At 50.6% G+C, this 25,740-nt stretch carries 24 protein-coding genes; 23 read left to right on the top strand and 1 reads right to left on the bottom strand.

Annotation, left to right across the window (positions count from 1 at the left end; translation table 11 throughout):
- Positions 1-144: 144 nt before the first annotated feature.
- The 22 genes from A3844_RS21970 to A3844_RS21865 all read left to right on the top strand — a co-directional run bounded on the left by A3844_RS21970 (position 145) and on the right by A3844_RS21865 (position 23,892).
- Positions 145-1,629: a glutamate synthase subunit beta gene (locus A3844_RS21970; RefSeq protein WP_074108459.1), complete on the top strand. Its 1,485-nt coding sequence runs from the start codon at positions 145-147 to the stop codon at positions 1,627-1,629.
- 125 nt (positions 1,630-1,754) lie between these two features.
- Complete coding sequence (gene yfcE / locus A3844_RS21965; protein WP_074108458.1) at positions 1,755-2,297, top strand: phosphodiesterase; 543 nt, start codon at positions 1,755-1,757, stop codon at positions 2,295-2,297.
- Between the two features lie 151 nt (positions 2,298-2,448).
- Positions 2,449-3,480, top strand: coding sequence for an agmatine deiminase family protein (locus tag A3844_RS21960; RefSeq protein ID WP_074108457.1), 1,032 nt, complete (start codon positions 2,449-2,451; stop codon positions 3,478-3,480).
- Positions 3,481-3,503: 23 nt separating this feature from the next.
- The gene (gene aguB, locus A3844_RS21955) at positions 3,504-4,379 is read left to right on the top strand and encodes an N-carbamoylputrescine amidase (RefSeq protein WP_074086870.1); all 876 of its coding nucleotides are present in this window, start codon (positions 3,504-3,506) and stop codon (positions 4,377-4,379) included.
- A 292-nt stretch (positions 4,380-4,671) separates the two neighbouring features.
- Positions 4,672-5,487, top strand: a complete 816-nt coding sequence (locus A3844_RS21950) for a transporter substrate-binding domain-containing protein (protein ID WP_143192128.1) — start codon at positions 4,672-4,674, stop codon at positions 5,485-5,487.
- Positions 5,488-5,568: 81 nt separating this feature from the next.
- Positions 5,569-6,216, top strand: a complete 648-nt coding sequence (locus A3844_RS21945; RefSeq protein WP_074086626.1) for an amino acid ABC transporter permease — start codon at positions 5,569-5,571, stop codon at positions 6,214-6,216.
- A 15-nt stretch (positions 6,217-6,231) separates the two neighbouring features.
- Entirely contained in the window at positions 6,232-6,954 is a 723-nt protein-coding gene (locus tag A3844_RS21940) for an amino acid ABC transporter ATP-binding protein (protein WP_074086872.1), read from the top strand.
- A gap of 155 nt (positions 6,955-7,109) precedes the next feature.
- Complete coding sequence (locus tag A3844_RS21935; RefSeq protein WP_074086627.1) at positions 7,110-7,556, top strand: tellurite resistance TerB family protein; 447 nt, start codon at positions 7,110-7,112, stop codon at positions 7,554-7,556.
- A gap of 122 nt (positions 7,557-7,678) precedes the next feature.
- Positions 7,679-8,275 carry a TerD family protein gene (locus A3844_RS21930; protein WP_074086628.1) on the top strand — a complete coding sequence of 199 codons (597 nt, stop codon included), beginning with the start codon at positions 7,679-7,681 and terminating at the stop codon, positions 8,273-8,275.
- A 29-nt stretch (positions 8,276-8,304) separates the two neighbouring features.
- Positions 8,305-8,880: a TerD family protein gene (locus tag A3844_RS21925; protein WP_074086629.1), complete on the top strand. Its 576-nt coding sequence runs from the start codon at positions 8,305-8,307 to the stop codon at positions 8,878-8,880.
- 48 nt (positions 8,881-8,928) lie between these two features.
- Positions 8,929-9,510, top strand: a complete 582-nt coding sequence (locus A3844_RS21920; protein WP_074086630.1) for a TerD family protein — start codon at positions 8,929-8,931, stop codon at positions 9,508-9,510.
- Between the two features lie 73 nt (positions 9,511-9,583).
- Entirely contained in the window at positions 9,584-10,879 is a 1,296-nt protein-coding gene (locus A3844_RS21915) for a TerD family protein (RefSeq protein ID WP_074108456.1), read from the top strand.
- 25 nt (positions 10,880-10,904) lie between these two features.
- Positions 10,905-11,648, top strand: coding sequence for a TerC family protein (locus tag A3844_RS21910; protein WP_074086632.1), 744 nt, complete (start codon positions 10,905-10,907; stop codon positions 11,646-11,648).
- 237 nt (positions 11,649-11,885) lie between these two features.
- Positions 11,886-13,094, top strand: a complete 1,209-nt coding sequence (locus A3844_RS21905) for an HpcH/HpaI aldolase/citrate lyase family protein (RefSeq protein ID WP_178382046.1) — start codon at positions 11,886-11,888, stop codon at positions 13,092-13,094.
- A 76-nt stretch (positions 13,095-13,170) separates the two neighbouring features.
- The gene (locus A3844_RS21900) at positions 13,171-14,466 is read left to right on the top strand and encodes a phosphoribosyltransferase family protein (RefSeq protein WP_074108538.1); all 1,296 of its coding nucleotides are present in this window, start codon (positions 13,171-13,173) and stop codon (positions 14,464-14,466) included.
- A complete protein-coding gene (locus A3844_RS21895) occupies positions 14,463-15,617 on the top strand; it encodes a cysteine protease StiP family protein (protein WP_074102263.1) in 1,155 nt (384 codons plus the stop codon). The genes A3844_RS21900 and A3844_RS21895 overlap by 4 nt, the downstream gene beginning before the upstream one ends.
- Entirely contained in the window at positions 15,614-16,444 is an 831-nt protein-coding gene (locus tag A3844_RS21890; RefSeq protein WP_074108455.1) for an HAD family hydrolase, read from the top strand. The genes A3844_RS21895 and A3844_RS21890 overlap by 4 nt, the downstream gene beginning before the upstream one ends.
- Positions 16,444-17,514, top strand: a complete 1,071-nt coding sequence (locus A3844_RS21885; RefSeq protein WP_074102265.1) for an ATP-grasp domain-containing protein — start codon at positions 16,444-16,446, stop codon at positions 17,512-17,514. Before A3844_RS21890 ends, A3844_RS21885 begins: the two co-directional genes overlap by 1 nt.
- A 24-nt stretch (positions 17,515-17,538) precedes the next feature.
- Positions 17,539-18,249 (top strand): hypothetical protein, encoded by a 711-nt coding sequence (locus A3844_RS21880; protein ID WP_074108454.1) that lies wholly within the window; start codon positions 17,539-17,541, stop codon positions 18,247-18,249.
- Between the two features lie 14 nt (positions 18,250-18,263).
- Complete coding sequence (locus A3844_RS21875; RefSeq protein ID WP_074086637.1) at positions 18,264-19,364, top strand: toxic anion resistance protein; 1,101 nt, start codon at positions 18,264-18,266, stop codon at positions 19,362-19,364.
- A 207-nt stretch (positions 19,365-19,571) separates the two neighbouring features.
- Complete coding sequence (locus A3844_RS21870; protein ID WP_074108453.1) at positions 19,572-22,751, top strand: S-layer homology domain-containing protein; 3,180 nt, start codon at positions 19,572-19,574, stop codon at positions 22,749-22,751.
- A 334-nt stretch (positions 22,752-23,085) separates the two neighbouring features.
- Positions 23,086-23,892, top strand: coding sequence for a formate/nitrite transporter family protein (locus A3844_RS21865; protein WP_074108452.1), 807 nt, complete (start codon positions 23,086-23,088; stop codon positions 23,890-23,892).
- Between the two features lie 190 nt (positions 23,893-24,082).
- On the opposite strand, the gene A3844_RS21860 is transcribed toward A3844_RS21865, so the two are convergent.
- Complete coding sequence (locus tag A3844_RS21860) at positions 24,083-24,529, bottom strand: rhodanese-like domain-containing protein (protein ID WP_074086640.1); 447 nt, start codon at positions 24,527-24,529, stop codon at positions 24,083-24,085.
- 118 nt (positions 24,530-24,647) lie between these two features.
- Between A3844_RS21860 and A3844_RS21855 the strand changes: the two genes are divergently transcribed.
- On the top strand, positions 24,648-25,517 hold the full coding sequence (locus A3844_RS21855) for a LysR family transcriptional regulator (RefSeq protein ID WP_074108451.1): 870 nt from the start codon (positions 24,648-24,650) through the stop codon (positions 25,515-25,517).
- Positions 25,518-25,740: the final 223 nt, after the last annotated feature.

Here is a 25,740-nt window from a genome sequence, read left to right as displayed (position 1 = left end):
TCACAGCTTCTTGCTTTGCTGCTTTACAGTGACAAATAATCAGTCGGTGACAGAGAGTAACTGTCTTTTTGGAGCCGAATGGGGCAACAATGCCGCCTTTGGGTGATTCGGCGGCCAATCAGAGAGACTCGGAGGATGACAGGTATGGGTAAAGCAACAGGATTTCTTGAATATCAGCGGCAGACTCCTGCGGAGTGCGAGCCTTTGGAACGGATTAAGAACTGGAATGAATTTTCGCAGAAGATGGACGAGGAGAAGCTGAAGGAGCAGGGCGCGCGCTGCATGGATTGCGGTACACCGTTCTGCCATGTTGGACGGCTGCTCTCCGGGATGGCCTCCGGCTGTCCGCTGCATAATCTTATTCCGGAATGGAATGATATGGTATACCGCGGCAACTGGGAGGTTGCGCTTAAACGGCTTCACAAGACCAACAACTTTCCGGAGTTTACCGGACGTGTCTGTCCAGCACCTTGTGAAGGCGCTTGTACAGTGGGGATGAATGGCAATCCGGTCACGATCAAATCGATTGAGAAGGCCATCGTGGACAGAGGTTTTGCTGAGGGTTGGATCGTTCCCCAGCCGCCGCTCAGCCGTACCGGCAAAAAAGTCGCCGTAGTCGGCTCCGGTCCTGCAGGTCTTGCTTGTGCCGCACAGCTTAACAAAGCCGGACATAGTGTAACCGTGTATGAACGTGCGGACCGAATCGGCGGCCTGTTGACCTACGGAATTCCGAATATGAAGCTGGACAAACAAACGGTACAGCGCCGAGTAGATCTGCTGGCGGCAGAAGGCGTTACCTTCGTTACCCGGACCGAGATCGGCAGAGATATTGAAGCATCACAGCTGAAGGAAGAGCATGATGCATTGGTGCTGTGCGGCGGCTCTACGCAGGCACGTGATCTGGCGCTGGAAGGGCGCGAGCTTCGGGGCATTCATCAGGCGATGGAATTCCTGACACTGAACACGAAGAGTCTGCTCGACTCCGGCCTCGCAGACGGGGAATACATCTCTGCAGCCGGCAAAGATGTGGTCGTTATTGGCGGCGGGGATACAGGTACGGACTGTGTCGCTACTTCCATCCGGCACGGCTGCCGCAGTGTAGTCCAACTGGAGATTATGCCGCAGGCGCCGCTTACCCGCCAGGCGGGCAACCCTTGGCCGGAGTGGCCGAAGGTGATGAAGGTGGATTACGGCCAGCAGGAAGCAGCGGCCTTGTATCAGGAAGATCCGCGTCGTTATCTTGTGAATACGAAGCGTTTTGTCGGCGACGACGGCGGACATGTGCAGGAACTGCACACCGTGCGCATCGAATGGACCCGGAATGAGCAGGGCCGGATGGTGCCGGTAGAGGTTCCAGGCAGTGAAGAAGTCATCCAGGCACAGCTTGTGCTGCTTGCCCTGGGATTCACCGGACCGGAAGAAACGGTGCTGGGCCAGCTAGGGGTTGAGTGTGATGAGCGCTCCAACGCCAAAGCCGAGTTCGGAACGCAGGCTACCAATGTGGAAGGCGTGTTTGCTGCTGGAGATATACGGCGCGGCCAGAGCCTTGTGGTATGGGCTATTAATGAAGGACGGCAGGCAGCGCGCGAGGTGGACCGGTTCCTGATGGGTTCTTCCAATCTGCCATAATTCATAATATAAGAATGTAAAGTGCAGGGCGCCCCGCGGGCGCCCGCTTTGCGTTAGGGACTCAAGGAGAGTTAAAATAATTAGATACATAGGACAATAGAAAAACAGGAAAAGGAGAATGCATCATGAAACTGATGTTCATTTCGGATATTCACGGATCACTGCATTGGCTGGAGCAGGCACTGTTGAAGGCGGAAGAGGAGCAGCCGCACACTCTCGTTATTCTTGGAGACTTCCTGTACCACGGGCCACGAAATCCGCTGCCGGATGGCTATGATCCCCAAGGAGTCGCAGCCAGGCTGAATGCCTATGGCAAATCACTGGTGGCCGTACGCGGCAACTGCGACGCCGAGGTCGATCAGATGCTGCTGCAGTTCCCGATGATGGGCGACTATGTGCTGATCCTTCATGAAGGCCGGAAGATCTATGCAACCCACGGACATGGCTTCAGCATCGACAATCTGCCACAGCTGACATCGGGCGATGTTTTTATCCAGGGCCACACCCATCTGCCGGTAGCGGATGTCAAGGAGGGCATCACGGTGCTGAACCCCGGCTCCATCTCGCTGCCGAAAGAGAACCATCCCAATTCCTACGGGATTCTGGAGAATGGAGATTTCATCATCAAGGACTTTGCGGGAAATATAGTGAAACAGATCAAGCTCTAAAATACAGCTAGACTCTGATCCCCCTGGATTTTCCCAGGGGGATTTGCTTGTCCGGCAATTGAGCGCATCCTCATATTATTGTATGATGGGTAAGGAGCTTTTCCGGGACAGCCGGGCGCTCCAAATATGAATAGCAGAGGTAATTATAAGAATGTATCCCAAAGAATTAAACTATACCATGCCACCCGAATGGGATGAGCATGAACGTACTTTTATTTCCTGGCCGGTCCAGGCTTCCATGGTGTTTCCCGACAATTATGAAGCCGTGAGCGGCGGCTATGCCGAGATTATCCGGGCTATTGCCGAGTTCGAGCCGGTAACCGTAGTAGTGAACCCGGAAGAGTTGGAGCAGGTGAACAAGCTGGCTCTGGGAGACAATGTTACGCTGCTGCCGATCCGGCATAATGATGCCTGGCTGCGTGACAACGGTCCAACCTTTGTTAAGGGTGAGGATGGAACACTTGCAGGCGTGAACTGGAAATTCAATGCCTGGGGCGGCAAATATTCACCTTGGGACCTGGATGATGAGGTGGCTCCTCAGATTCTGAAGCAGGTGCAGGTTACCCGTTACGATGCTCCGCTGGTCATGGAAGGCGGATCCATTCATAGCGATGGGGAAGGAACACTTCTTACCACAGAGGAATGTCTGCTGAACAAGAACCGCAACCCGGAGCTGGACCGGGAAGAGATTGAAGAATATGTACGTAAATATACAGGTACAGAAGCCATCATCTGGCTGAAACGCGGCCTGAGCGGTGATGAAACCGATGGGCATGTCGATAATATTGCCTGCTTCGCCGCACCTGGCAAAGTAATTATTCAGGTCTGCGATGACCCGCAGGACGAGAATTATTCGATTACCCAGGAGAACTTAAGGATTCTGGAAAATGCCGTGGACGCCAAAGGACGGAAGCTGGAGATCATCACGATCCAGCAGCCGCCTCGTACGGATTATGAGGACAGCCGTCTGACGCTCAGCTATTTGAATTTTTATTTTGTGAATGGCGGGATTATCCTGCCAGTGTTCGGAGGAACTGCTGCAGAAACGGATAAGCTTGCCGAACAGAAGCTTGCTACACTGTTCCCGGACCGTAGAATCCGCACAGTGAATGGAATGGCCGTGATTGGCGAAGGCGGCAATGTACACTGCACCACCCAGCAGATGCCTGCCGGGAGATCCTAAATTTTTGCAAGGAGGACAGAATGGTGAGAAAAGTAAAAGTAGCCGCGACACAAATGAGCTGTTCCGGTGATATTGATGAGAATATCCGCAAGGCGGAAACCCTGGTTAGGGAAGCTGCTGCCCAAGGCGCGCAGATTATCCTGCTTCAGGAGCTGTTTGAAACTCCGTATTTCTGCCAGAAGGAGAAATCAGATTATTATGCTTATGCGACCGAGCTTGAGCACAACAAAGCAGTGAACCATTTCAAAGCGGTAGCGAAAGAACTGCAGGTGGTGCTGCCGATCAGCTTTTATGAAAAGAAAAACTATGCCCGTTACAACTCCCTGGCTGTGATTGATGCTGATGGCACGGTGCTGGGCAAATACCGCAAAAGCCACATCCCCGATGGCCCCGGCTATGAAGAGAAGTTCTACTTCAATCCCGGAGATACCGGCTTTAAAGTGTGGAATACCCGTTACGCCAAAATTGGTGTCGGCGTCTGCTGGGATCAATGGTACCCGGAAGCCGCACGGGTGATGAGTCTGATGGGAGCGGAGATTTTGTTCTACCCTACAGCCATCGGTTCGGAGCCGCAGGACGGGTCGATTGACTCCAAAGACCACTGGCAGACCTGTATGCTGGGCCATGCGGCAGCGAATCTGATTCCTGTCGTGGCCTCTAACCGGATCGGAGAGGAAACGGATGAGGAGTCCAGCATTAACTTCTATGGCTCCTCATTTATCGCCGGTCCTCAGGGCAACAAGATTGTCGAAGCCGGACGGGATGAACAGACTGTATTGGTCAGTGAATTTGACCTGGACGCCTTGGAGGTTGGCCGGATCGAATGGGGGATCTTCCGCGACCGGCGACCGGAGCTGTATCGGTTAATTGCTTCGTATGACGGGGATTTGACGTTTTAATCTGTACAACGTTAATGAAAGATAACAAAGACTGAAATACAGCATAGCAATGGCACCGCCGGGGATATTCACATCTCATGGCGGTGCCTTTTTTGATAATAGAGACGGTAGTAGGGATGGATCCTCCAGCGGATAAGTGAATGAACAGAGTCCAGTAAAGGGAGGAAATGCTACAATATAACGATTATATGTTATTAAACATGACATATAATAGAAAAGTTAATTGTCATCACTACTTTAATCTGATAAAATCTCCTTAAGTTATTACACGAATAAGTAGGGGGATTGAAGAATGGGGATTAAAAATAAATGGTTTATGTCAGCTTTAATGTCATTCGTAGTGCTTGCAATGGTGGGCTGCAGTTCCAACAATAAGGCAGACAGCGGCAGCGCCGGCGGGGAGACGATTAAGTTCGCCAGTGACGCGAGCTATGCACCGATGGAGTATATGGATACAGATACAATCAAAGGATTTGACATCGATTTCATCAAGGCGGTAATGGAGGAAGCCGGCATCGGCTATACCGTAACGAACACGGGGTGGGACACTATGCTGACCAGCGTGAAGCAAGGCACGGAATACCAAGCTGGTTTGTCTTCGGTTTCTATTACAGACGAGCGGAAAGAAACCTATGATTATTCCATTCCTTATTTTGAATCCACCAACATGATTATGGTTAAGGAAGGCAGTGACATCAAGAGTGCGCTTGACCTGAAGGGTAAAAGGGTTGCTGTGCAGGCGGCGACTACGGCGGATGAGCTGATGAGCGGAATTATGGGTGTCGACAACGCCAAACTTAAGCGTTTTGACAGCAACGCGGTAGCCCTGATGGAGCTGAATAAAGGTGGAGCCGATGCGGTGGTGGCAGATATCGCTATCGTCAACGAATATATCAAGAACAACCCGAAAGAGAAATTGACAGGGATCATCGATAAGGAAAACTTCGGCTCTGAATATTATGGCATCTTATATCCTAAGGGCAGTGAATGGAAAGCCAAGCTTGACCCGGCGATCAAGAAAATTATTGAGAACGGCAAATATGCCGAAATCTACAAAACCTGGTTCGGTAAAGATCCGGACACCCAGACTCTCTTGAACGCAGAGTAAGCGGACGACCAATTAAGTATGCGTAATGATTGCTATTGCGCATGCTTCTTTTTTTGAAATAGAAGAGAAGGGAAGAGTCCTATGGATTTCAGATTTGACATTATCGCTCATTATATACCGGTATTGCTGAGGGGCACCGCATTTACCATTGGCGTATCTATTGTCTCCATTATATTGGGTTCAGTTCTGGGGCTGGGCATTGGTTTTGGCAAAATGGCACCGAAAGCGTATTTCCGCTGGCCGTTTCATTGTTACATCAATTTTTTCCGCGGGACCCCGTTGTATGTGCAGATTTTGATTGTCCACTTTGGGGTGATCCCGGCGTTTTACGGCAGCACCAATGTGTTAATGACCTCTTTTGTGGCACTCTCCCTGAACTCTGCCGCTTATTCCGCCGAGATTTTCCGCGCCGGTATCCAGTCTATTGATCCGGGGCAGCGGGAAGCGGCGGTTTCGCTCGGAATGACCCAATTTCAGGCCATGCGCTTTATCATTCTGCCGCAGGCGGTCAAACGGATGGTTCCTGCATTCGGGAATGAATTTATTGTGCTGGTGAAAGACTCTTCCCTGCTCGCGCTGATTGCCGCACCGGAGATTATGTATTGGAGCAACACGATGAAAGGCCAGTATTTACGGATATGGGAGCCGTATTTGACTGCCGCATTGATCTATTTCATTCTTACCTATTCCCTCAGCAAGCTGCTCAATTATATCGAACGGAAGGTGTAACCGCATATGGAGCCTATGATCTCAGTTAGACATCTGCATAAATCATTCGGGACGCACAAGGTGCTCACTGACATCAGCGTCGATATTCATATCCGGGAGGTAGTAGTGGTGATCGGGCCTTCGGGCTCGGGCAAATCGACCTTTCTGCGCTGCCTGAACCTGCTGGAGCAGCCGCAAGAGGGCGACATTATTATTGAAGGCACTTCCTTGATGGCCAAAACCACTAGGATTAATGATATCCGCACAGAGCTTGGCATGGTTTTTCAGCAGTTCAATCTGTTCCCTCACAAAAAAGTAATCGAAAATATTATGCTCGCCCCGGTTCGGGTCCGCAAATGGCCTGTCGGGCAAGCCCGTCAGAAGGCGCTGGAGCTGCTGGACAAGGTCGGTTTAAGGGAAAAAGCAGACGTCTATCCGGCCTCACTCTCCGGCGGTCAAGCCCAGCGGGTGGCAATTGCCCGGGCGCTGGCCATGGAGCCCAAGATCATGCTGTTTGATGAGCCCACCTCTGCACTTGACCCGGAAATGGTTGGTGAGGTGCTGGCGGTCATGAAGGATTTGGCGCGTGAAGGGATGACAATGGTCGTAGTTACACATGAGATGGGCTTTGCCCGTGAGGTGGGAGACCGCGTGCTGTTTATGGAGCAGGGTGTGGTGGTTGAGGAGGGGGACCCGGAGCAATTGTTCGGCCATCCAGCGCATGAGCGTACACAAGCCTTCCTGTCCAAGGTGCTGTGAAATTCTGGCAAAGTAGAATCTTCTCGATGAATCGGTTATATTAGAAGTGTAAGCACTTGGATATGGAACATTAAGTAAATGTTTGTCGAAACGGCGGAGAGGAGGCTCTGGGATATCTTTTGTTTATCATCACTTAATGATAGAAGGAGAATACGATGAGCACATTTAAAAACTGGTTGAACAACACAAAAAACGGACTGACCGAACAGGTGAAAAAGTTTAAAAATAAAGATTTCATGAACGCAGTTGTGGCGGGCTGTGCCCTGGTAGCTGCTGCCGACGGCAAGATTGAGGAATCCGAAAAGAACAAAATGGCCGGATATATGAATCTCAGCAATGAACTGAAGGTATTTGACATGAGAGATGTCATTAACCAGTTCAACTTCTATGTCAGCAATTTCGAGTTTTCTCCGGAGATTGGCAAGCAGGAAGCGCTGAAGTCCATCGCCAAATTCAGCAACAAACCGGAAATTGGACGCGTAATTGTAGGCGTATGCTCTGCAATTGGGGCGGCTGACGGTGATTTTGACGAGCAGGAAAAAGCGGTTGTGCGGAACATTTGCAGCGTACTGGGACTGAGTCCAAGCGAATTCAGCCTGTAAGCATATTACCGAAGTTCACTATAAAAGGTTGAAACGTATTTGTTTTTGTGTCGTATCACTGGTATAACACCCACAAGTAAGACTTACAGCTGTGATTCTTTTCGAAACGGAGGTACGTAAATTTGGCTGGTATTAATCTGGTAAAAGGTCAGAAGATTGATTTAACAAAAGGAAATGCCGGACTTTCCGGTGTTATCGTAGGGCTTGGCTGGGACCCGGCTGAGCCGGCACGCGGATTCTTCGGTGTCAAGAAGCAGGCGAACGTGGACTGCGATGCCTCGGCGCTGCTCCTGAACGAGAATGGCAAGCTGACCAACAAGCTGAATCTGGTCTGCTTTCACAACAAGCAGAATCCGAACAGCTCCGTTGTTCACTCCGGGGATAACCTGACAGGTGAGGGTGACGGAGACGACGAGCAGATCAATGTGAACCTGAAGGCAATTCCTGCCGATGTGCACAAGGTCCTGGTCGTAGTCAACATCTATGATGCCGTGAACCGCAAGCAGGATTTCGGGATGATTAAATCGGCGTATATCCGGGTTATTAATGCCACAGGCAATGCTGAACTGATCAAGTTCAACTTGACGGACAATTACACAGGTTTTACTGCACTGATCTGTGGAGAGCTCTACCGACATGGCGAGGAATGGAAATTCGCAGCCATCGGCGAAGGAGCACACGCAGCACATATCAACCAATTGGCTGAGCGTTACATCTAATTCCAATATAAGAAAAGAGGTTTCTATTCATGGCGATTAATTTATCCAAAGGTCAAAAGATCGATTTGACCAAAACGAACCCGGGTTTGTCCAAAATTACAGTCGGTCTCGGCTGGGACACCAATAAATACGACGGCGGTAAAGATTTCGACTTGGACGTTTCCGTCTTTTTGACGAATGCCAGCGGCAAAGTGGATAAAGAGACCAATTTTATCTTCTTCAATAACAAACAGAACGAGAATGCTTCCGTTGTACACACTGGTGACAACCGTACAGGTGAAGGCGACGGAGACGATGAGCAAATTCAGGTGGATCTGCTCAATATTCCGGCAGACGTAGATAAAGTGGCATTTACCATTACCATCTACGAAGCTGAGAGCAGAAGTCAGAACTTTGGTCAGGTTTCCCGCTCGTACGTGCGCATCGTAAATGATGCCAACAGCGAAGAATTGATCCGTTTTGACCTGGGAGAAGATTTCTCTGTTGAAACAGGCGTAGTTGTAGGCGAATTGTACCGCAACGGTGCAGAGTGGAAATTTAATGCTATCGGAAGCGGTTATAAGGACGGTCTTGCCGGTCTGACCCGCGATTACGGTCTGCAATAAATTACTGCTCCCGTAAATGAAATTATTCACGAAAGAAGGTTATTGCCAGTGACGATCAGTCTTTCCAAAGGACAGCGGATTGATCTTACCAAGACCAATCCGGGTCTGACGAAGGTAGTTGTGGGACTGGGCTGGGATACGAACAAATATAGCGGCGGCAAGGATTTTGACCTTGATGCCTCAGCCTTTCTCCTCCATGAGGACGGTAAAGCCAAAGGCGAGGATGATTTTGTTTTCTACAACAATCCATCCGGCGGTACCGGCTCTGTAACCCATACGGGAGATAACCGTACAGGGGAGGGCGATGGGGATGACGAACAGATCCTGGTTGATTTCAGCAAAGTTCCCGCCAATATTGAGCGTATCGGGATTACGGTAACTATTTATGATTATGAAGCAAGGGTCCAGAACTTTGGACAAGTATCCAACGCATTTGTGCGTGTCGTGGATGCCTCCAGTGACCGTGAGATTCTGCGTTTCGATCTGGGCGAGGATTTCTCAACAGAAACCGCCGTTGTGTTCTGTGAATTCTACCGCCACGGGGCGGATTGGAAGTTCCAGGCGGTGGGAAGCGGTTTTGCCGGCGGCCTTAGTGCCTTGTGCAGGAACTACGGACTGGACGCGCAATAGAAGCTTCAAAGGCGGGATCATTAGCGATCCTGCCCTTTTTATACTCTTCTCCATTCATAAAGGTGGCGTAAGAATGAGCATTCAAGTGGTGAAAGGGCAGAAAGCAGATCTGACCAAAGGCAACCCTGGGCTCGATCAAATGGTAGTAGAGATCACCTGGCAAGCCCCTTCTTCAATGGAAATTGACGCCTCAGCGTTCCTCCTGGACTCTCAAGGCAAGGTGCGCGGGGACGACGACCTTATCTTTTATAATAATCCGGCTACATCGTATATCCGCTATAAGGACGTGCCGGGACAAGCCTCAGGAGGCCGCAAGCATTTCGAGGTGGAACTCGCCAAGATTCCTCCAGGCATCATGAAAATCGCATTTACGCTTACACTCTATGACGGCGAAAACCGCAAGCAGATGTTCGGGCAAATGAGTGAAGCGCATTGCCGGATTCTGAACCGGACGACGGGCTCGGAGATCCTGCGATGTAATCTTGGAAATCATTTCTCCATAGAAACGGCTGTTGTGGTAGGAGAATTATATAGATACAGCGATGAATGGAAATTCAGCGCCATTGTGGCGGGTTTTGACGGGGGGCTGCAGGCGCTTTGCAGCAACTATGGTATTGAAGTATCAGAAGAACCGCCGCCGGCCCCTCCAAAACCGGACACGCAAGGGATACCCGTGCCGCCAGCGCCGGAGATTCCGGTTGTCCGGCCGCCGGCTGTATCCCAACCGCCTTCACAGCGGCAGGAGGCACCTCCTTCTCCGCCGCTGAATCTTAATCTGAAGAAGATTGAGCTGAAGAAAAAGGGAGATTCCATCAACTTGAAGAAATCGGCCTCCGGTCTGGGAGAGGTTCTGGTTAACCTTAACTGGAATCAGAAGCAGGGTGGGGGGCTGTTCAGCCGAAAGGGCGGCGTAGATCTGGATCTTGCCTGTCTCTATGAACTGAAGAATGGCCGCAAGGGCGTTGTTCAGGCGCTTGGTAATGCTTTTGGACATCTCCAGCAGCCTCCCTTTGTCATGCTGGATGGGGATGACCGGACAGGCTCCGTAACCTCGGGAGAAAACCTGCGTATAAACGGAAGTAAGGTTGCAGAGATCGAACGGATCTTGATTTTTGCTTTTATCTACAAGGGAGTTACCCATTGGTCTGAAGCAGATGGTGTGGTTACCATCAAACAGGGTGAAGGGCCGGATATTATCGTCAATTTGGACGAGCATAACAACCGTAAGGGAATGTGTGCCATAGCCATAATTCGGAATGTGGGGAATGAAACATTCAGTATTGAAAGGCTCGTGCAATATTTCAGCGGGCACCGTGAGATGGACCAGGCATATGGATGGGGGCTGCAATGGGTAGCGGGCAGCAAATAAACTATTTTACCGGAGGCATAAGGGGATGAACTGGTTCAGCGATTTTTTTAGGAGTATTAGTGATAACTATGGGCATTTCTTCTCGTGGAGCGATATTACAGGCACGCTCTCTGACCCTGTAAGCTGGGGGATCATCGGGAGTCTGGTGCTGCTGGAAGGCCTGCTCTCCGCTGATAATGCGCTCGTGCTTGCAGTTATGGTCAAGCATTTACCGAAAGAGCAGCAGAAGAAGGCGTTGTTCTACGGGATTCTAGGGGCTTATTTATTCAGATTCTTGGCTATTGGCCTCGGAACCTATCTGATTGGATTCTGGGAGGTTAAGGTTGCAGGCGCGCTGTACCTCTTCTATATTGCCTACAAAGGATTATTTAAAGGCGGTGGCGAGGAGGGCGAGACGAAGAACAGAGGCACCTCTTTCTGGAAGACTGTACTCCTGGTTGAATTAATGGATATTGCGTTCAGCATCGATAGTGTCATTGCTGCATTTGGTCTTAGCAATAAAGTCTGGGTGCTCTTCCTGGGCGGTATTCTCGGCGTGTTGATGATGCGCGGAGTGGCGCAGCTGTTCCTGAAGCTGATTGCCAGATTCCCTGAACTGGAGCAAACGGCGTTTCTGCTCATTGCTATTATTGCCGGCAAGATGCTGGCGGGAGCTATTGGCTATGAAATGCCACATGTGGTGTTCTTCACCATCCTGATCGCAGTGTTCGTGGGAACGATCTTGTACAGCTCCGGCAAGAAGAAAAGAGAAGCCAACCGCAAGGCTTAATCCTGTGGAAGTAAAAGAAGTTTGTCAGTGTTTTATAGGAGATGGGAGTGCGCAGGGAAGGTGCACCTCCCTCATCTGCCGGGTAATCTTATAGGTTATAGTATGGCCCTTTGCTTGTATTTGAGAAAGCCGGATGCCGTCCCCGAGAGGACGGCACAGCCGGTTCTACTGCTCTTTATAAGGAGAGGTTATTTGTTGTTTAAGCGCTTCTTCGTGAACCAATAAGGGGGAAAGGCCTTGAGATACTTCGATTACCTGACCAAAGAGCAAGAAATGTCCTTATTCTATTCTCCGCCTGTTAAGTTTGACTCATCTACCCCCAAGGAGCTCCTGGCCTACGCGGTTGGAGCTGCCCTGTATATGCCAGCTACCCGTTCCAGTGTCGCTGAAGATATTTTGAAGCTCAAGGCTTCAGGTTTGGTAACGGTGATTATGGATCTGGAGGATGCGATTGGCGACGGTGAGGTTGATTTTGCCGAGGAGTCTGTCGTAAGACACCTTGCCTTCCTGTCCGCGTATGCCGACAATGAGCCTGATTTACGGAACAGTCTTCCACTGCTGTTCATCCGTGTACGCAATCCGGAGCAGCTGCAGCAGCTGATTTTCCGGCTGGGCACCTTGATTACTATGGTGACCGGTTTTGTTTTCCCGAAATTCACTTTAGAGAACGGTGTGGAATATTTCGAAGCGATCGCTGATTATAACAGCTCCCGCAGCTATTCGGCACCTGTGCTGTACGGTATGCCGATCCTGGAGAGCGCACCGGTTATTTACCGGGAAAGCCGGCTGGATACCCTGCTGGGAATCCGCGCTTTATTGGGAGAATACCGTGACTATGTGCTGAATGTCCGCATTGGGGCGACGGATTTCTCCAGCCTGTTCGGGTTGCGGCGCAGTCCGGATATCAGTATTTATGATCTGACACCAATCCGCGACTGCATCTCGGATATTATCAATGTGTTCGGCCGGGTGGAAGAAGGTTACGTCATCTCGGGACCGGTGTGGGAATATTTCGGGAGCAAGGGACACCGGGTGCTGCGTCCTCAGCTCAGGCAGACTCCTTTTGAAGAAACCTACGGCAAACAGGGCCGCGAAATCCGTGAGTCCTATATTACCAGGTCAGAGGATGGGCTGTTCCGTGAAGTGCTTTTGGATAAGGAAAACGGAATTGTCGGCAAAACGATCATTCACCCCTCCCATCTTAGACCTGTACAGGCCATGTACACCGTCATGCATGAGGAGTATGTGGATGCCCTGAGTATTGTGGAGAGCAATGATGGGAGCCGTGGTGTGTTCAAAAGCGAATACTACAACAAGATGAATGAAATTAAGCCGCATTTGAACTGGGCAAAACGTATCTTACTACGATCTCAAATATACGGGGTGTTACATGAACAACAGCATTTTGTCGGATTATTGCCCGAGAACGAATACACACACGTTTAATATCGTCGAAAACCTGGAGGTCAAGGTCACTGAAACCTCTAATCCTTTTCATATGCCGGTTGAAACCTTATTCTCCATGGCAGCCCGCATCAACAAAAAACGTTCGTTCCTTTTTGTCAGCAAGGTGCTCGGTAAGCATATCCCGGTTAATCCATATACCCCGCTGCTCAGCGGAGCTGCGCTGGCACTCTTGCTCTATCGGGAGATGAACGGAGAAGCTGCGTATGACTCGATGATGGACAGGCTTCTGGATCAAGCGGTTCAAGGCATGATTCATCCGGAGTATGCGGAGGCGGCTTATCATGATCTGCTCGAAGCCCGGCTGGTTCTTCCTGAGCGTGTTTTGTTCATCGGCTTTGCCGAAACGGCAACGGCCCTGGGGCATAGTATGTACAACATGTTCGCTGCGGGTGCATCCTATATTCATACTACCCGTGAAGACATTCCGCAGCTTGCATCGGTGGTCAGCTTTGAGGAAGAACATTCTCATGCGGTTGATCATTTATGCTATGCCCTGAATGCTGAGCTGCTGTCCGGGGAAGAACCGATTGTGCTGGTGGACGATGAAATTACTACCGGCAATACAGCGATTAATACAATCCGTGATATCCAGTCTAAGTTTCCGCGCAAGGAATATGTGGTCGCTTCACTGCTCGATTGGCGCAGTGACTCCAATATTCAGGCTTACCGTAATCTGGAGCAGGAGCTGGGCATCCGTATTCGGGCATTAAGTTTGCTGCAGGGAACGATTGAAGTCACAGGCACCCCTCAGCTTAACTTGGTAGAATCGGGTTCCCACACTTCCGCAGCCACTGAAGCCCCTGTGATTATCACGTATGTACAGGATGGTCTGGAACGGCTGAATGTGACCTCTGCGGATTCTTTAGGAGAAATCAACGCTTCACCCTATCTGAGGCAGAGCGGCCGTTTTGGAGTGGAATCGCAGGATAACAGGCAGCTGGATCAAGGGATAGCGCAGGTAGCGTCACAGCTTCGCGCTCTGCGTGAAGGGGCAACTGCGCTTGTGCTTGGCGTTGGCGAGTTCATGTATCTGCCTATGAGGATTGCAGCGGAGATGGGTGAAGGGGTCAAGTATCAATCCTCCACCCGCAGCCCGATTCATCCCGACCGGCGTCCGGATTATGGTGTACACAGCGCAGCGGCGTATCCTTCGGCTGGCGATCCCGGAATTTCGAATTATATTTATAATGTGGATCCGGGCCGGTATGACGATATTTTTGTACTTCTTGAGCGTGATGTGCCCCGCCGGAGGATTGAACCGATGACGGATATTCTGAAGCGGCTGGCAGGGAACAAGGTGCATCTGGTCATACTTGCCCCGGATACGGAAGAGGGAGGTTTGGCCGGATGAAGGGAATAGAACTTGATGAGCTTATGAATAGAAGAATCGCACCGCCCGTACCGCTGGGCAGTTATCCCCCGTCCGATGTTACGTTCCTGCTTAAGGATCTCAGCAATGTGTCATTGGAGCGCCCGACCGCTGAACGGGAAAAGGCGATCCAGTCCGGTGTACATTATTCTGAAATGCTCCCGGTTGAATATCAGCCGACAGCCCAGTATATTGAACTGTTCCATGAGACGCTTCAGCTATCGGCGGAGAAAGTAGCGCTGGAAGTAGCTATTGTCTCCGAAATGATTGTGGCTCAGCGGGGGACTGAGGATACCGTGCTGGTGTCCCTGGCGAGAGCGGGCACACCCATTGGAGTGTTGATTAAACGATATATCGCTGAGCGTTACGGGGTGGAGCTGCCCCATTACAGCATTTCAATTATCCGGGGCAAAGGCATTGATGAGAATGCAATCCTCTATATACTTCAGCGGCATGGAATGGATGCGAAGCTGCAATTTATTGACGGCTGGACCGGCAAGGGCGCCATCCGCCGGGTATTGATAGAGGCTTGCAGCAGCATGTATAAGAAATATGGAATTATTCTTAGCGATGATCTGGCAGTGCTTGCCGATCCGGGGCATTGTTCGGGAACTTTTGGGACCCGTGAGGACTATCTGGTTCCGAGTGCGTGTCTGAACTCTACGGTGTCAGGGCTGATGAGCCGTACGGTTCTGCGTGGCGACCTCATTGGACCCGAGGAGTTCCATGGTGCCAAGTTTTACAAGGAGTGGCTGGAGACAGATCTCTCGAATGTGTTCATTGAGGCGATTACACCCTATTATCCTTCGGTGATAGAGGAAGCCCAAGCCGTTGCTGCAGGTATGCTGGCTTCTCCTCCTGAGATTTCCTGGCAGGGGCTGAGGGATATCCAGAGTATTCAGGAAACCTTCGGCATAGCGGATATTAATCTGGTGAAGCCCGGGGTCGGCGAGACTACCCGCGTGCTGCTGCGCAGAGTACCATGGAAAATTCTTGTCGATACTATGGACAACCCGAATCTTCGTCATATTCTGCTGCTGGCGGAGGACCGCGGCGTTCCGGTCGAGGTTTTCCCCGGCCTTACTTATTCCTGTTGCGGGATTATCAAGCCGCTGAAAGGGGAGAGCGAATGATCTATGCCAGCGATCTGGACCGTACCCTGATCTACTCCCCCAGTGCGATTGACGTTCCCGAGGATTCACCGGGCCTTATTCCGGCTGAGGTGATCGACGGGAGGACGGCATCCTATATATCGCAGCATGCTCTGGAGCTGCTTAAGGAGCTTGCAGCCAAAATAATTTTTATGCCGGTCACTACACGGACCCTGGCACAGTACAGACGGATTCACCTGTTCCAGGACACGGTCATTCCCGATTACGCGGTAACCAGCAATGGCGGAAACATTCTGGTGAACGGGGTTGTGGATCAAGAGTGGCGGGCAACGATAGGCAGGCTGGTGGAGCAGGGGTCAGCGGCGGCTGAAGAAGCCAGAAGGCTTGTACAATCTGTGGTCCGGGCAGAATGGATCATCAGTGAGCGTTATTGCGACGAGCTGTTTTACACCTTTGTCGTTCATCGTGATTTGCTTCCCTTAGATGAAATCACAAGGCTGGCAGAGCATTTGGACGGCATGGGCTGGAAGGTTTCGCTGCAGGGCCGTAAGCTGTACGTAGTCCCTGAGGCAGTTAACAAAAGTGATGCGATCATCCATGTGCGGCGTACCGTTCACTCTGAGCCCATGGTTGCTTCAGGAGATTCTCTGCTGGACAAAAGCCTGCTGGCGAGCGCTGATTACGCGATAGCCCCTTGCCATGGAGAAATATTTGCCGAGCAGCAGGCAGGTCTAGTAAAATTAGAATATCCTTTTACGAAGAAGGCCGGTGTATTTGCCGGGGATGAGATTATGGAATACGTACAGAGGCTGTACAACAATTTGACAGCACTAGGAGTTGGGCCATAATGAAAAAGGTAAACATTTATTTTAACCGATGGTTTTCCGTAGCCTTTCATTATATGAACCTCATCCGCAACAATGAGGATGGCATCCCTGTTCAAATCTTCGCCACCCATCCCGATATCCGGCATATGTCGCTGCAAGGCGCTGATGTTGCCGGAACGGAGCCCATGCTTGAAGGGATCGAATATGTGCAGTTCTGTGTGGATTTCTGCCGCAGCAATGAGATCGATATTTTTATTCCGCGGCTGCACATGCTGGACATTGCCTTACACGCATCTTTGTTCGATGCCATAGGCACCAAGGTGCTTGTCTGCCGTGATGTGGACCTGCTGGAGAAGATTATGGACAAGGGCAAGTTTTATGAGAGTGTCAAAGAGACCGGAATCATGACGATTCCGGATTACCATGTGGTTAGCACAGCGGAGCAATTCAAGGCAGCCTATGAGGATCTTGCGGCCAAAGGGCATCAGGTTTGCTTCAAGCCGACTGAAACCGAAGGCGGGCTTGGCTTCCGTATCATTGATAATACCCGCAATCCTTTGCAGGAGCTTTTTGACCATGTCACGCCTTACATATCTTTTGAAGATGCACACCGAATCCTCTCCAGTGTGGATTCTTTTCCGAATCTGATGGTGATGGAGCTTCTTGAAGGTTTTGAGTACAGCATAGACTGTCTGGCCGACGAGAATGGAAGACTGCTTGCGGCGGTGCCGCGCCGCAAGGCGGGCGGGCGTCTGCGGCTGATGGAGCATATTCCGGAGCTGGAGCAAATTGCTTCACGTGTGGCCGAATCTTACCGGATTCCGTTCAATTTCAATATCCAAATGAAATACAGCGGCACGATCCCCAAGCTGCTTGAGATTAATCCCCGGATGTCCGGAGGGCTCCATATCTCCTGCCTGTCGGGAATTAACTTCCCTTACCTGGCAGTCAAAAGCGCGCTGGGCGGCGAGGTCCAGCCGGCGGGATTCGCCGGCAACGTGCTGGCCAGCCATGTGGAACAGCCGCTGATCATGAGAATAAACAGCGAGTCCGTAGTTACAGATGCCGTGAACCTGAGCGGCGGTTCATAAGTCTGCTCACAAGAGGTGAGAATAATGCAATTAAAAGGGAAAGTATTGTTGTATGGCGGAGCCGGCTATATTGTTGCCTTGCTGACGAGTGCTTTTATACCTGAGATAATCTCTCTGCTGCTGCCGGTGGCCGGTGCAGGCGTCGCGATTATAGGCGGTACACAGCGGATTAATCTGCCGGCAGAGGTTCTTCCGGCTGGACAGCGTGAAGGGGAAGAAGCGATAGCCCCTTCACCTGTAGCCCGTAGCCTTGAGGCGGTCGGCGCTTCCAGCAGGTCTGCCGCTGCAGATGGACAAGCCTTTGCCGGACGGGAGAGAGCCGGGATTCAGATTGGGGCGGAATTCGCTCCGGTGGTGGAGTATCTCAGCATTTTGGAGGATATGATCATTTCTGAAGGGCAGAAGGATACGCTCGATAATGAGATTGTCGAGAAGTCGCTGGCGCTCTTTGCCAGGCTGCAGCGCATCATTCCTTTGCTGCAGGAGCTGGGTAACGGGGAGATTAATCATACCGTCCGCAGGCTGGTGCTGAAGGATCTCAATGGTGTAATCAATCCGTTTCTGCGTTTGGGTGGTGAAGCCAAAACAAGAAACCGGAGAATGCTGCTGAACGGTCTGCGTGATGTCGATACCAAGATTTCGGATATCGCCTCGACGATCGAGCATAAAGACCTGATGGAACTTCAGACCAAGGCGGAACTGATTCATCAGCGGTACAGCAGTTCCGAATTATAGGAGGAGGGAAACCCATGTCCACGCAGTTGATTGAGCTCAAAAAAGAAGATGAGCAGAAAGTTGCCCTGGAGGCCTCTCAGCTGATTGAGAAGGTCGCCAAGACAGACACCGTTGCCCTGGATTCCTTAATGGATGATATCGGCAAGCTGGGAGTGAAGACGCAGGAGAAGGCGGGGCAGACCCTGAAGCTGCTGGACCGTCCGGTGAATGATCTGATGTCCGGCAAACGGGTAGAAGTGCCGAATATGATTATGAAGCTGCGCAATGAGTGCGAGACGCTCCAGCAGAGCAAGAACGTCAGCTTTTTTGGCAAAATGCTCCGTAAGAGTCCGCTCAAGAATTACGTATACAAGTATCAGTCCGTCCGCACGAATATTGATGCGATTGTAACCGGCTTGCGTGACGGACGCGATACGCTCGAAGAGAGCATCGTCAATATGCGCCAGCTCAAACGCACCTCTATGGAGGAGATTTACAACCTGCAGACCAAGATCGCCTTCGGCAACAAGCTGAAGGAACTGTTCGAGGCTGAAATTGCCAAACCCGAAAATGAGTTCCGCAAGGCATATCTGGAACGCGGGCTGCGTAAGGTTATGGTCCGAATCCAGTCCATGACCGAAATGATTCTTCTGTATAACCAAGCCATTGCCGCTACGGATATCATCAACGACAACAATGATAAGCTGATCGATTCCGTAAATAACGCGATTGATAAAACATCGAATCTGATCACTGTCTCGGCGATGATTGCCATGTCTCTGGCCGATCAGGAGAATGTCATCTCTGCGGTGGAAGCGACGAATAAGACCATTGAAGATCAGTTCAAAGAGAACGCGCGTCTGCTGCGTACCACTACGGAGAAAACAACAGAATTGCTCTCCAAGCCCTCCATGTCGCTCGAAGCCGTTAATCAGGCTATTGGCGATCTGCTAAGCGCCTTGGATACCTCTGAACAGTCCAACCGCCGGATCATCGAGAGCTGCCAGGATTATACGTCCAAAATGACAACCATCAACACGCAGCTGAACAACCGCCTCGGATTGAATGAAGGCTCACAGCCGCAGGCCTTGAAGCAGGCGGAACCCGACAGCGGGCTTAGTAACTTTTTGAACTAAGGATTGTAATCAGCGGATCAAACTTAAATTGGACAAGCCTGCTCAGCTTTTGGCAGGCTTTTTTGGTGCTTGATTGCATACTTCTATTTCTATTAATTGTGTAATTTGCAATGGGCTGATATATTTGCATAGAATAAGAGGGTAATGTTTCCAGTTGTGCTTGCTGAGGGCTACATAACGGACACACAAAACAGGGAGGGACAGGAAATGGGCAGGATATTTCGCGGATTGTTGGCGGGTGCGCTAGGAATAGGCGTGCTGTTTGGCTCGATGGGTGCTGCTGCGGCTGAAACGGTGAAGGACTATGAAGGCCACTGGGCGCAGAATACGATTGAAAAGTGGCTGGACAAAGGCCTACTGAAAGGGTTTGAAGATGGATCGGTAAAACCCGATCAATCCATAACCAGAGCCGAGTTTATGGCGATTGTAAACCGCTCTTTTGAGATTGCTAGTTTATTCGACAAGAAAGAAGTTCCGAAAATAACGTTCTCTGATGTCAGTGCCACCAGTTGGGCCTACAAAGAGGTGGCTATGGCCGTTGGGGCAGGCTATGTTCAGGGCTACAACAACAAGGCGCGTCCGAATGCACAGATTACCCGCCAAGAGGCGGCGGTTATTATAAGCAGGTTGTTGAGGTTTGAATTAACGCAAAATAAAGCAGAGGCTCTGGCGGGCTTCAGTGACCGTGGAGAGGTTGCGGCATGGAGTGCAGGCAGTGTCACTGCGCTTATTAACGCTGATCTAATGAAAGGGTACCCGGATGGGACATTTAAACCTAAGAAGCCGTTGACCCGGGCGGAAGCGGTAACTCTAATTGAGCCGATGCTTCAAGTGAGCGGCGGCGCAGAAATTTTTGATCATGCGGGTGTTTATGGAGGAGAGGATGAACAGAACCGGTGGACTTCCGAGACTGTAGTTATCTCCGCCGACGGAGTTACACTCCAGAACGTGACAATCGTGGGTAATCTTCTGCTGGATGCCGGAATTGGCAATGGAGACGTGACCTTGAAGAATGTAACCGTTCGTGGCACTACTACTGTCAAGGGAGGGGGAGGCGATTCTGTTCACTTCATTAACTCCCAACTGGGGGATGTGGTTGTGAACAAAGCGGGTGGAGCGGTCCGGTTAGTATCCGAAGGCACCACCAGTGTGAAGCAGGTAACAGTGCAGACCTCCGCCAAGCTTGAGGAAAGCGGGGTTACAGGTGCTGGGTTCACCAATGTTACGGTTGATCAGGACCTCACTTCCAGCGGTCCCTTTGTTCTGTCTGGAGCATTTGATACTGTAAATATTAACGCCAAAGCCGTCATGCAGCTGACTAAAGGTTCAGTGGCAGCACTCAGCATAGGTGCTGCGGCGGGGAATGCCTCAGTAGATATTGCGAGTGGAACTAAGGTAACCAAAGCGGTGCTGGATGCGTTCACCAAGGTGACCGGAACCGGCCAAGTGGAGACAGCGATCCTTAATGACGGGGCTAAAGGCTCTTCGTTTAATACCAAGCCGCTCACCATAGAGGGTCCGCAAAAGGATTCTTTAGTTATTACGACGGCTTCTGCAACGCCAACACCGGCAGTGATCATTGGCGGAGGTGGCGGTGGAGGAGGAGGAATAGCTACGGCTACACCAACCGTAACTATAGCGCCAACTCCAGCTCCAACGGCGACACCAGTTCCGACCGCGACTCCGGCATCAACGGCCACACCAGTGCCAACAACGCCGGTTAAAGAGATCCCGCTACTTCAAACCTATATTATTGCTTCTCCAGATGCTACGGTAACGAATGCTGTGTACTTGCAGTTTGATTTTAGTTCGATTCCTGAGTCAATTCTCAAAAGCACAGGCACCGCCTCCTACTATATTACTTCCACACCCATTGATGACAGGGATCTGCGTTGGGAGTTATACAATAAAAGAGCTTTCTTAACTATGAGTACCCTTCCGTACCAATACAATCCGATCTATAAAATGACAGTGCCCAGCGATTATGTCGGAACAGGCGGAGACAAATATGTGACGGTTGTGTTCAGGGGTAAGGATGGGGCAGCCGGCTACAGTACTCAAAAGGTGAATTTACATCCTTCACTTACCAGCTCAGCGGCCAATATTGCAAAGCTTGCAAGTGGTGTAACGATTGAGCGGGATAAGCAAATGATTGACGGAAGCGCAAAATATTCCGACATTGTAGATGTTTCGAATGTTTTATCTCAGAATGAAGAGGCGGCTTATTACACTATTACTCCAAAGTACGTGGACACTGTTGCCGCCAATCATGAATTGAGCGATCTGCTCTCTTTTTCGCTCAGACTGTATAACCAAAAGCGTATCCGGGTAGTAGAGGCTTATAATTATACCCAGCCTGTAGATGATATCCCATTGGCTGTTGAAGTGCTGAAGGATCTGAAAACTAATATTGAGCAGGAGTACACTATTATCTTTTACGATAAGACCTTGCAGGCTATCAGCTATTATGAAGGAAAGGTTCATCTCAGTGACCAACTGGCCGTCGAAGCCGCCAAGGAAAGAATTAGTGAAATTCAGGGCTACTCGACGACAGTGCTGGAAGCAGAGAACTCCATCCTGAAGGCTTCGAACGCATATTCCGTACTGAGTGATGCACAGAAGGCGCAGATTAGCCAGACTGACAAAGACAAGCTGGAAAAGGCGCTAGGCGATCTGGAGACGATGCGGCATGCGGGCCCGCTGGGCAGCAGTCTTTCACAGATTTATTCCGATATTCGGATAAGTGATACGGAATTCAACGGAACAACTATATTCGCATATAACCAGTATTATCCTTATACCTTGAGAAGTGAAACTTCATTCATGTCTTTCTATCTCACGGAAAATCCAATTACCTTGGCGGATATCAAAGGCTCAAAAGGAATCGGCATCCAGCCCTTTGCGGACTTGGCCTACCTTCGGAAGCTGGACAAAAAAGGCGATTACTACGTAACCGTAGTGTTCTACGATAAAAGTCTTCAGCCCGCACGTTATGCTACTCAGCGGATCACCATGTCTCCCAATACGCCTGTATGGGATGGCACAGCCGTTCAGGTCAAGGAAGGCGTATCCTTGCTGCGGGAATATGGCAACAGCCTGCGAATGGATTATGTTACGTTTAAGGATTATCTGAAGGCACACCCAGAAGCGGCCTATTTTTCATTCACGACTGGATCTGCTCTCAATGCCGCCGGAAAAAGCTTCACTGCGGAGCAAGCGGTACAACAGATGAATCCATATCATCCGACCGATTTCAGCGATACGTACTACCCGATGCTATTTGAAGACAATCAAGCTTTGAATGGAAAGTCTGAGGATTACATTATCGTTTTCTATGATAAGAATTTTAAAGCCATCAGCTATTACATGGGAAGCTTGGCCGACTAATCTAGAAGTGGTTCCCGATCATATTCCACCACTCCCCCACATAAGTTGTCACTGAGGCGGCATATGGAGGAAGTGGGGATAAGCGGATGGTTCTGGGGTGTTTGATACTTGTGCTTATCGTCGTAGCCAGCAGTGAGAAGGCAGCGGCTATTGTCAGGTTGAATGATCCGGGCGATGACAGTTAGGGCAGCAGTGTTGGGGTTCTCCGATAGAATCCAAAAAATTTAAGATATTCCGTGGTTCAAGCGATTTCCAGCGGTTTATTGGGTATAATAACCCGGAGGCTGTCTTCAGCCTCACATCGCTGAAAATACGAAGCTAATGCGGAGGTCACATGGAGAACGAGGCACTGCTGCAGGTAGAGAAGTTGGCTCTGAAGAAACAGAAGATTTACAAGCAGAGTATTTTCCGTTATATCGCCAGGGCAATGCTGGCCAGTATGTTCATTGGCTTCGGTGTCATCGTAGCGTTCAAGACCGGTAACTTTTTCTACATGGAGCATTCGCCGATGACGTATCCGATGGCGGCGATTACGTTTGGAGCAGCCATCATTCTGATCTCGTATGGCGGAGGCGATTTATTCACCGGAGACACCTTTTATTACACGTATGCCGCCTTAAGACGCAAAATGCAGTGGACCGATGTTGTGCGGATGTGGGTCATGAGCTACATCGGTAATATTCTCGGGGCCACAGCATTTGCGCTGCTGATTTTTTTGACGGGGTTATTCTATGACTCCAGTGTGAACGGATTTCTGCTGAATGTGGTGGCGCACAAGATGGAAGCCCCAACGATGCAATTGTTCTTCCGGGCAATTCTTTGTAATTGGCTGGTATGTCTGGCCTTTTTTGTACCCATGTCTATGAAAAGCGATGGAGCCAAAATGTTCGCCATGGTTCTGTTCGTCTTCTGTTTCTTCATTTCCGGCTATGAGCACAGTATCGCGAATATGTGTACGTTTGCGATTGCACTCGTGCTGGATCATCCCGGTACAATCTCCTGGGGCGGTGTTCTCCACAATCTGGTGCCGGTTACTTTGGGGAATCTAATTGGAGGCGGCGTGCTGATGGGCGTAATGTATTATTATGTGAACAAGCCGTTTCTGGATGAGCAGCATGACGAGCCTAAGGATATGCACTAAGAAAAGAGGTTCAGCCACATGATCAGCGGCTCTGCAGTGTGCTGATAACCGGCTGTAGCGAATCGGCATCAGCCAAAGCCAAAGCCCCAAGCAAGCCCGCCTCCACCTAACCGTGGAGGACGGGCTTGTTTGTTGTTAAATAATTTCCGCCAAATAATAGACTGTCATCCAAATAAGGCAGATAGAGCACTTATTCCTGCCGCGTATTCCAGTATAGGGGTGCTTTCTCGCCAAGCGTGCCTTCCAGTGCCCCGCCTTCTTTGCGCCAGTACTCGATACCTCCGAGCATTTCCTTCACCGGATAGCCCTGAGCAGCCAGTCTGGCAGCAGCTTTGCTGGCTCCATTGCAGGCAGGGCCCCAGCAGTAGAGTACCAGGACCTCTCCAGTGGAGAACTCGGGAGAGCCGCTAGCAAGACGGCCCGAAGGCAGGGAGACAGCTCCCGGCAGGTGGGCTTCCCCGTAGGAACGGGTGTCGCGGACATCCACCAGCGTAAACCCGGTGATCCCCTCACGCAGATCAAACGCCACATCAGCCACATCGGTTTCAAAAGAGCCCTTAGCTGTAAAATAATTCAGGGCTGCTGCAGGGTCGGCTGCGGGCACAGCCAGTACCTGTGATTTAGGTGTGATGATCATAAAGATTCCTCCTCTGGGATATCGTGCTGGCTTTATTGTATAATGAATCTATAGTTGTAGTTATCTATAGTACTTGATGATAAATATCGAAATTTTCGATAGTTCGGGAGAAATTACGATGGAACTCACCTATTTGCGGACCTTTTGTGAAGTAGTATCCAGCGGAAGTTACACGCGGGCGGCAGAGAAATTAGGCTACGCCCAATCGAGTGTGACTGCTCAAGTTGCCAAGCTTGAGGAAATGTACGGGGCGATCCTGCTCGAGCGTTCGGGACGGGGGATGATTCCAACCTTTGCGGGGAATAATCTTCTGCCGTATGCCCGGCAAATGCTGGCGCTCAGCGAAGAGGCCAAGGGAATGATTGCGGGCGGGGACCGGGGCGTACTGAATATCGGGGCCATAGAGACCCTTGCGGCCTATTACCTGCCACACCGGCTGCACCGCTATAGATTGCGGTATCCCGAGGTGCAGCTTCGTGTTCAGCCCGGCTCGGAGGAAGGGATTATTACGGCGGTTAAAGATAAATCAGCAGATTTCGGACTGATCTTTGATGTGACGTACAGGTCCGATGAGATTATCGCGCTGCCGCTGCGCCAGGAACCGTTGTATGTAGTCACCCATCCGGAGCATAGGCTTGCCAAAGAAACGGAGGTTACTTCCAATCAGCTGGCTGACGAGCCGTTGGTGCTGACGGAGGATACATGTACTTACCGCAAGCAGTTGCTGCAGGAGCTCAAGGCGGCGGGCATTGCTCCGCGTATAGACATGGAATTCGGAAACCTTGAGGGAATCAAGCAGGCGGTGCGGCATCAGTGGGGAACAGCCTTCTTGCCTCGCTATGCTATTGAGGAGGAACTGAACACTGGCGTCTTAACCGGAATTCCCTTAACCGGGAAGCAAGAGAAGTTTTACATTCAGCTCATATACCGCAAGGAGCGCATGCTATCCCCGGCTTTTGAACACTTTATTGCAGAGATGAGGCAGTAATGAATTGCCCTTTAAAGTCCAAATATAAGAATCCATATGTCACTCATGAAATGATCTTTCACTTATTTGCACAGCTCCCAAGGTAACAACTGCATTCCGGCAAAAAACGCCTCCGGCCAGAAATTGGGCCGGAGGCGTTTCGGATAAATCTGAATGTCTACCATTTGGAGCCGCCAGAGGAGTTTCTGCCGGATTTGCCTCCCCCGCCGCCCCAGGACGATCC

This window comes from Paenibacillus helianthi (assembly GCF_001909055.1).
GTDB classification, from domain to species: domain Bacteria; phylum Bacillota; class Bacilli; order Paenibacillales; family Paenibacillaceae; genus Paenibacillus_AQ; species Paenibacillus_AQ helianthi.
The sequence above is the reverse complement of the archived record's forward strand: the minus strand, read 5'-3'. Positions and strand labels throughout refer to the sequence as shown.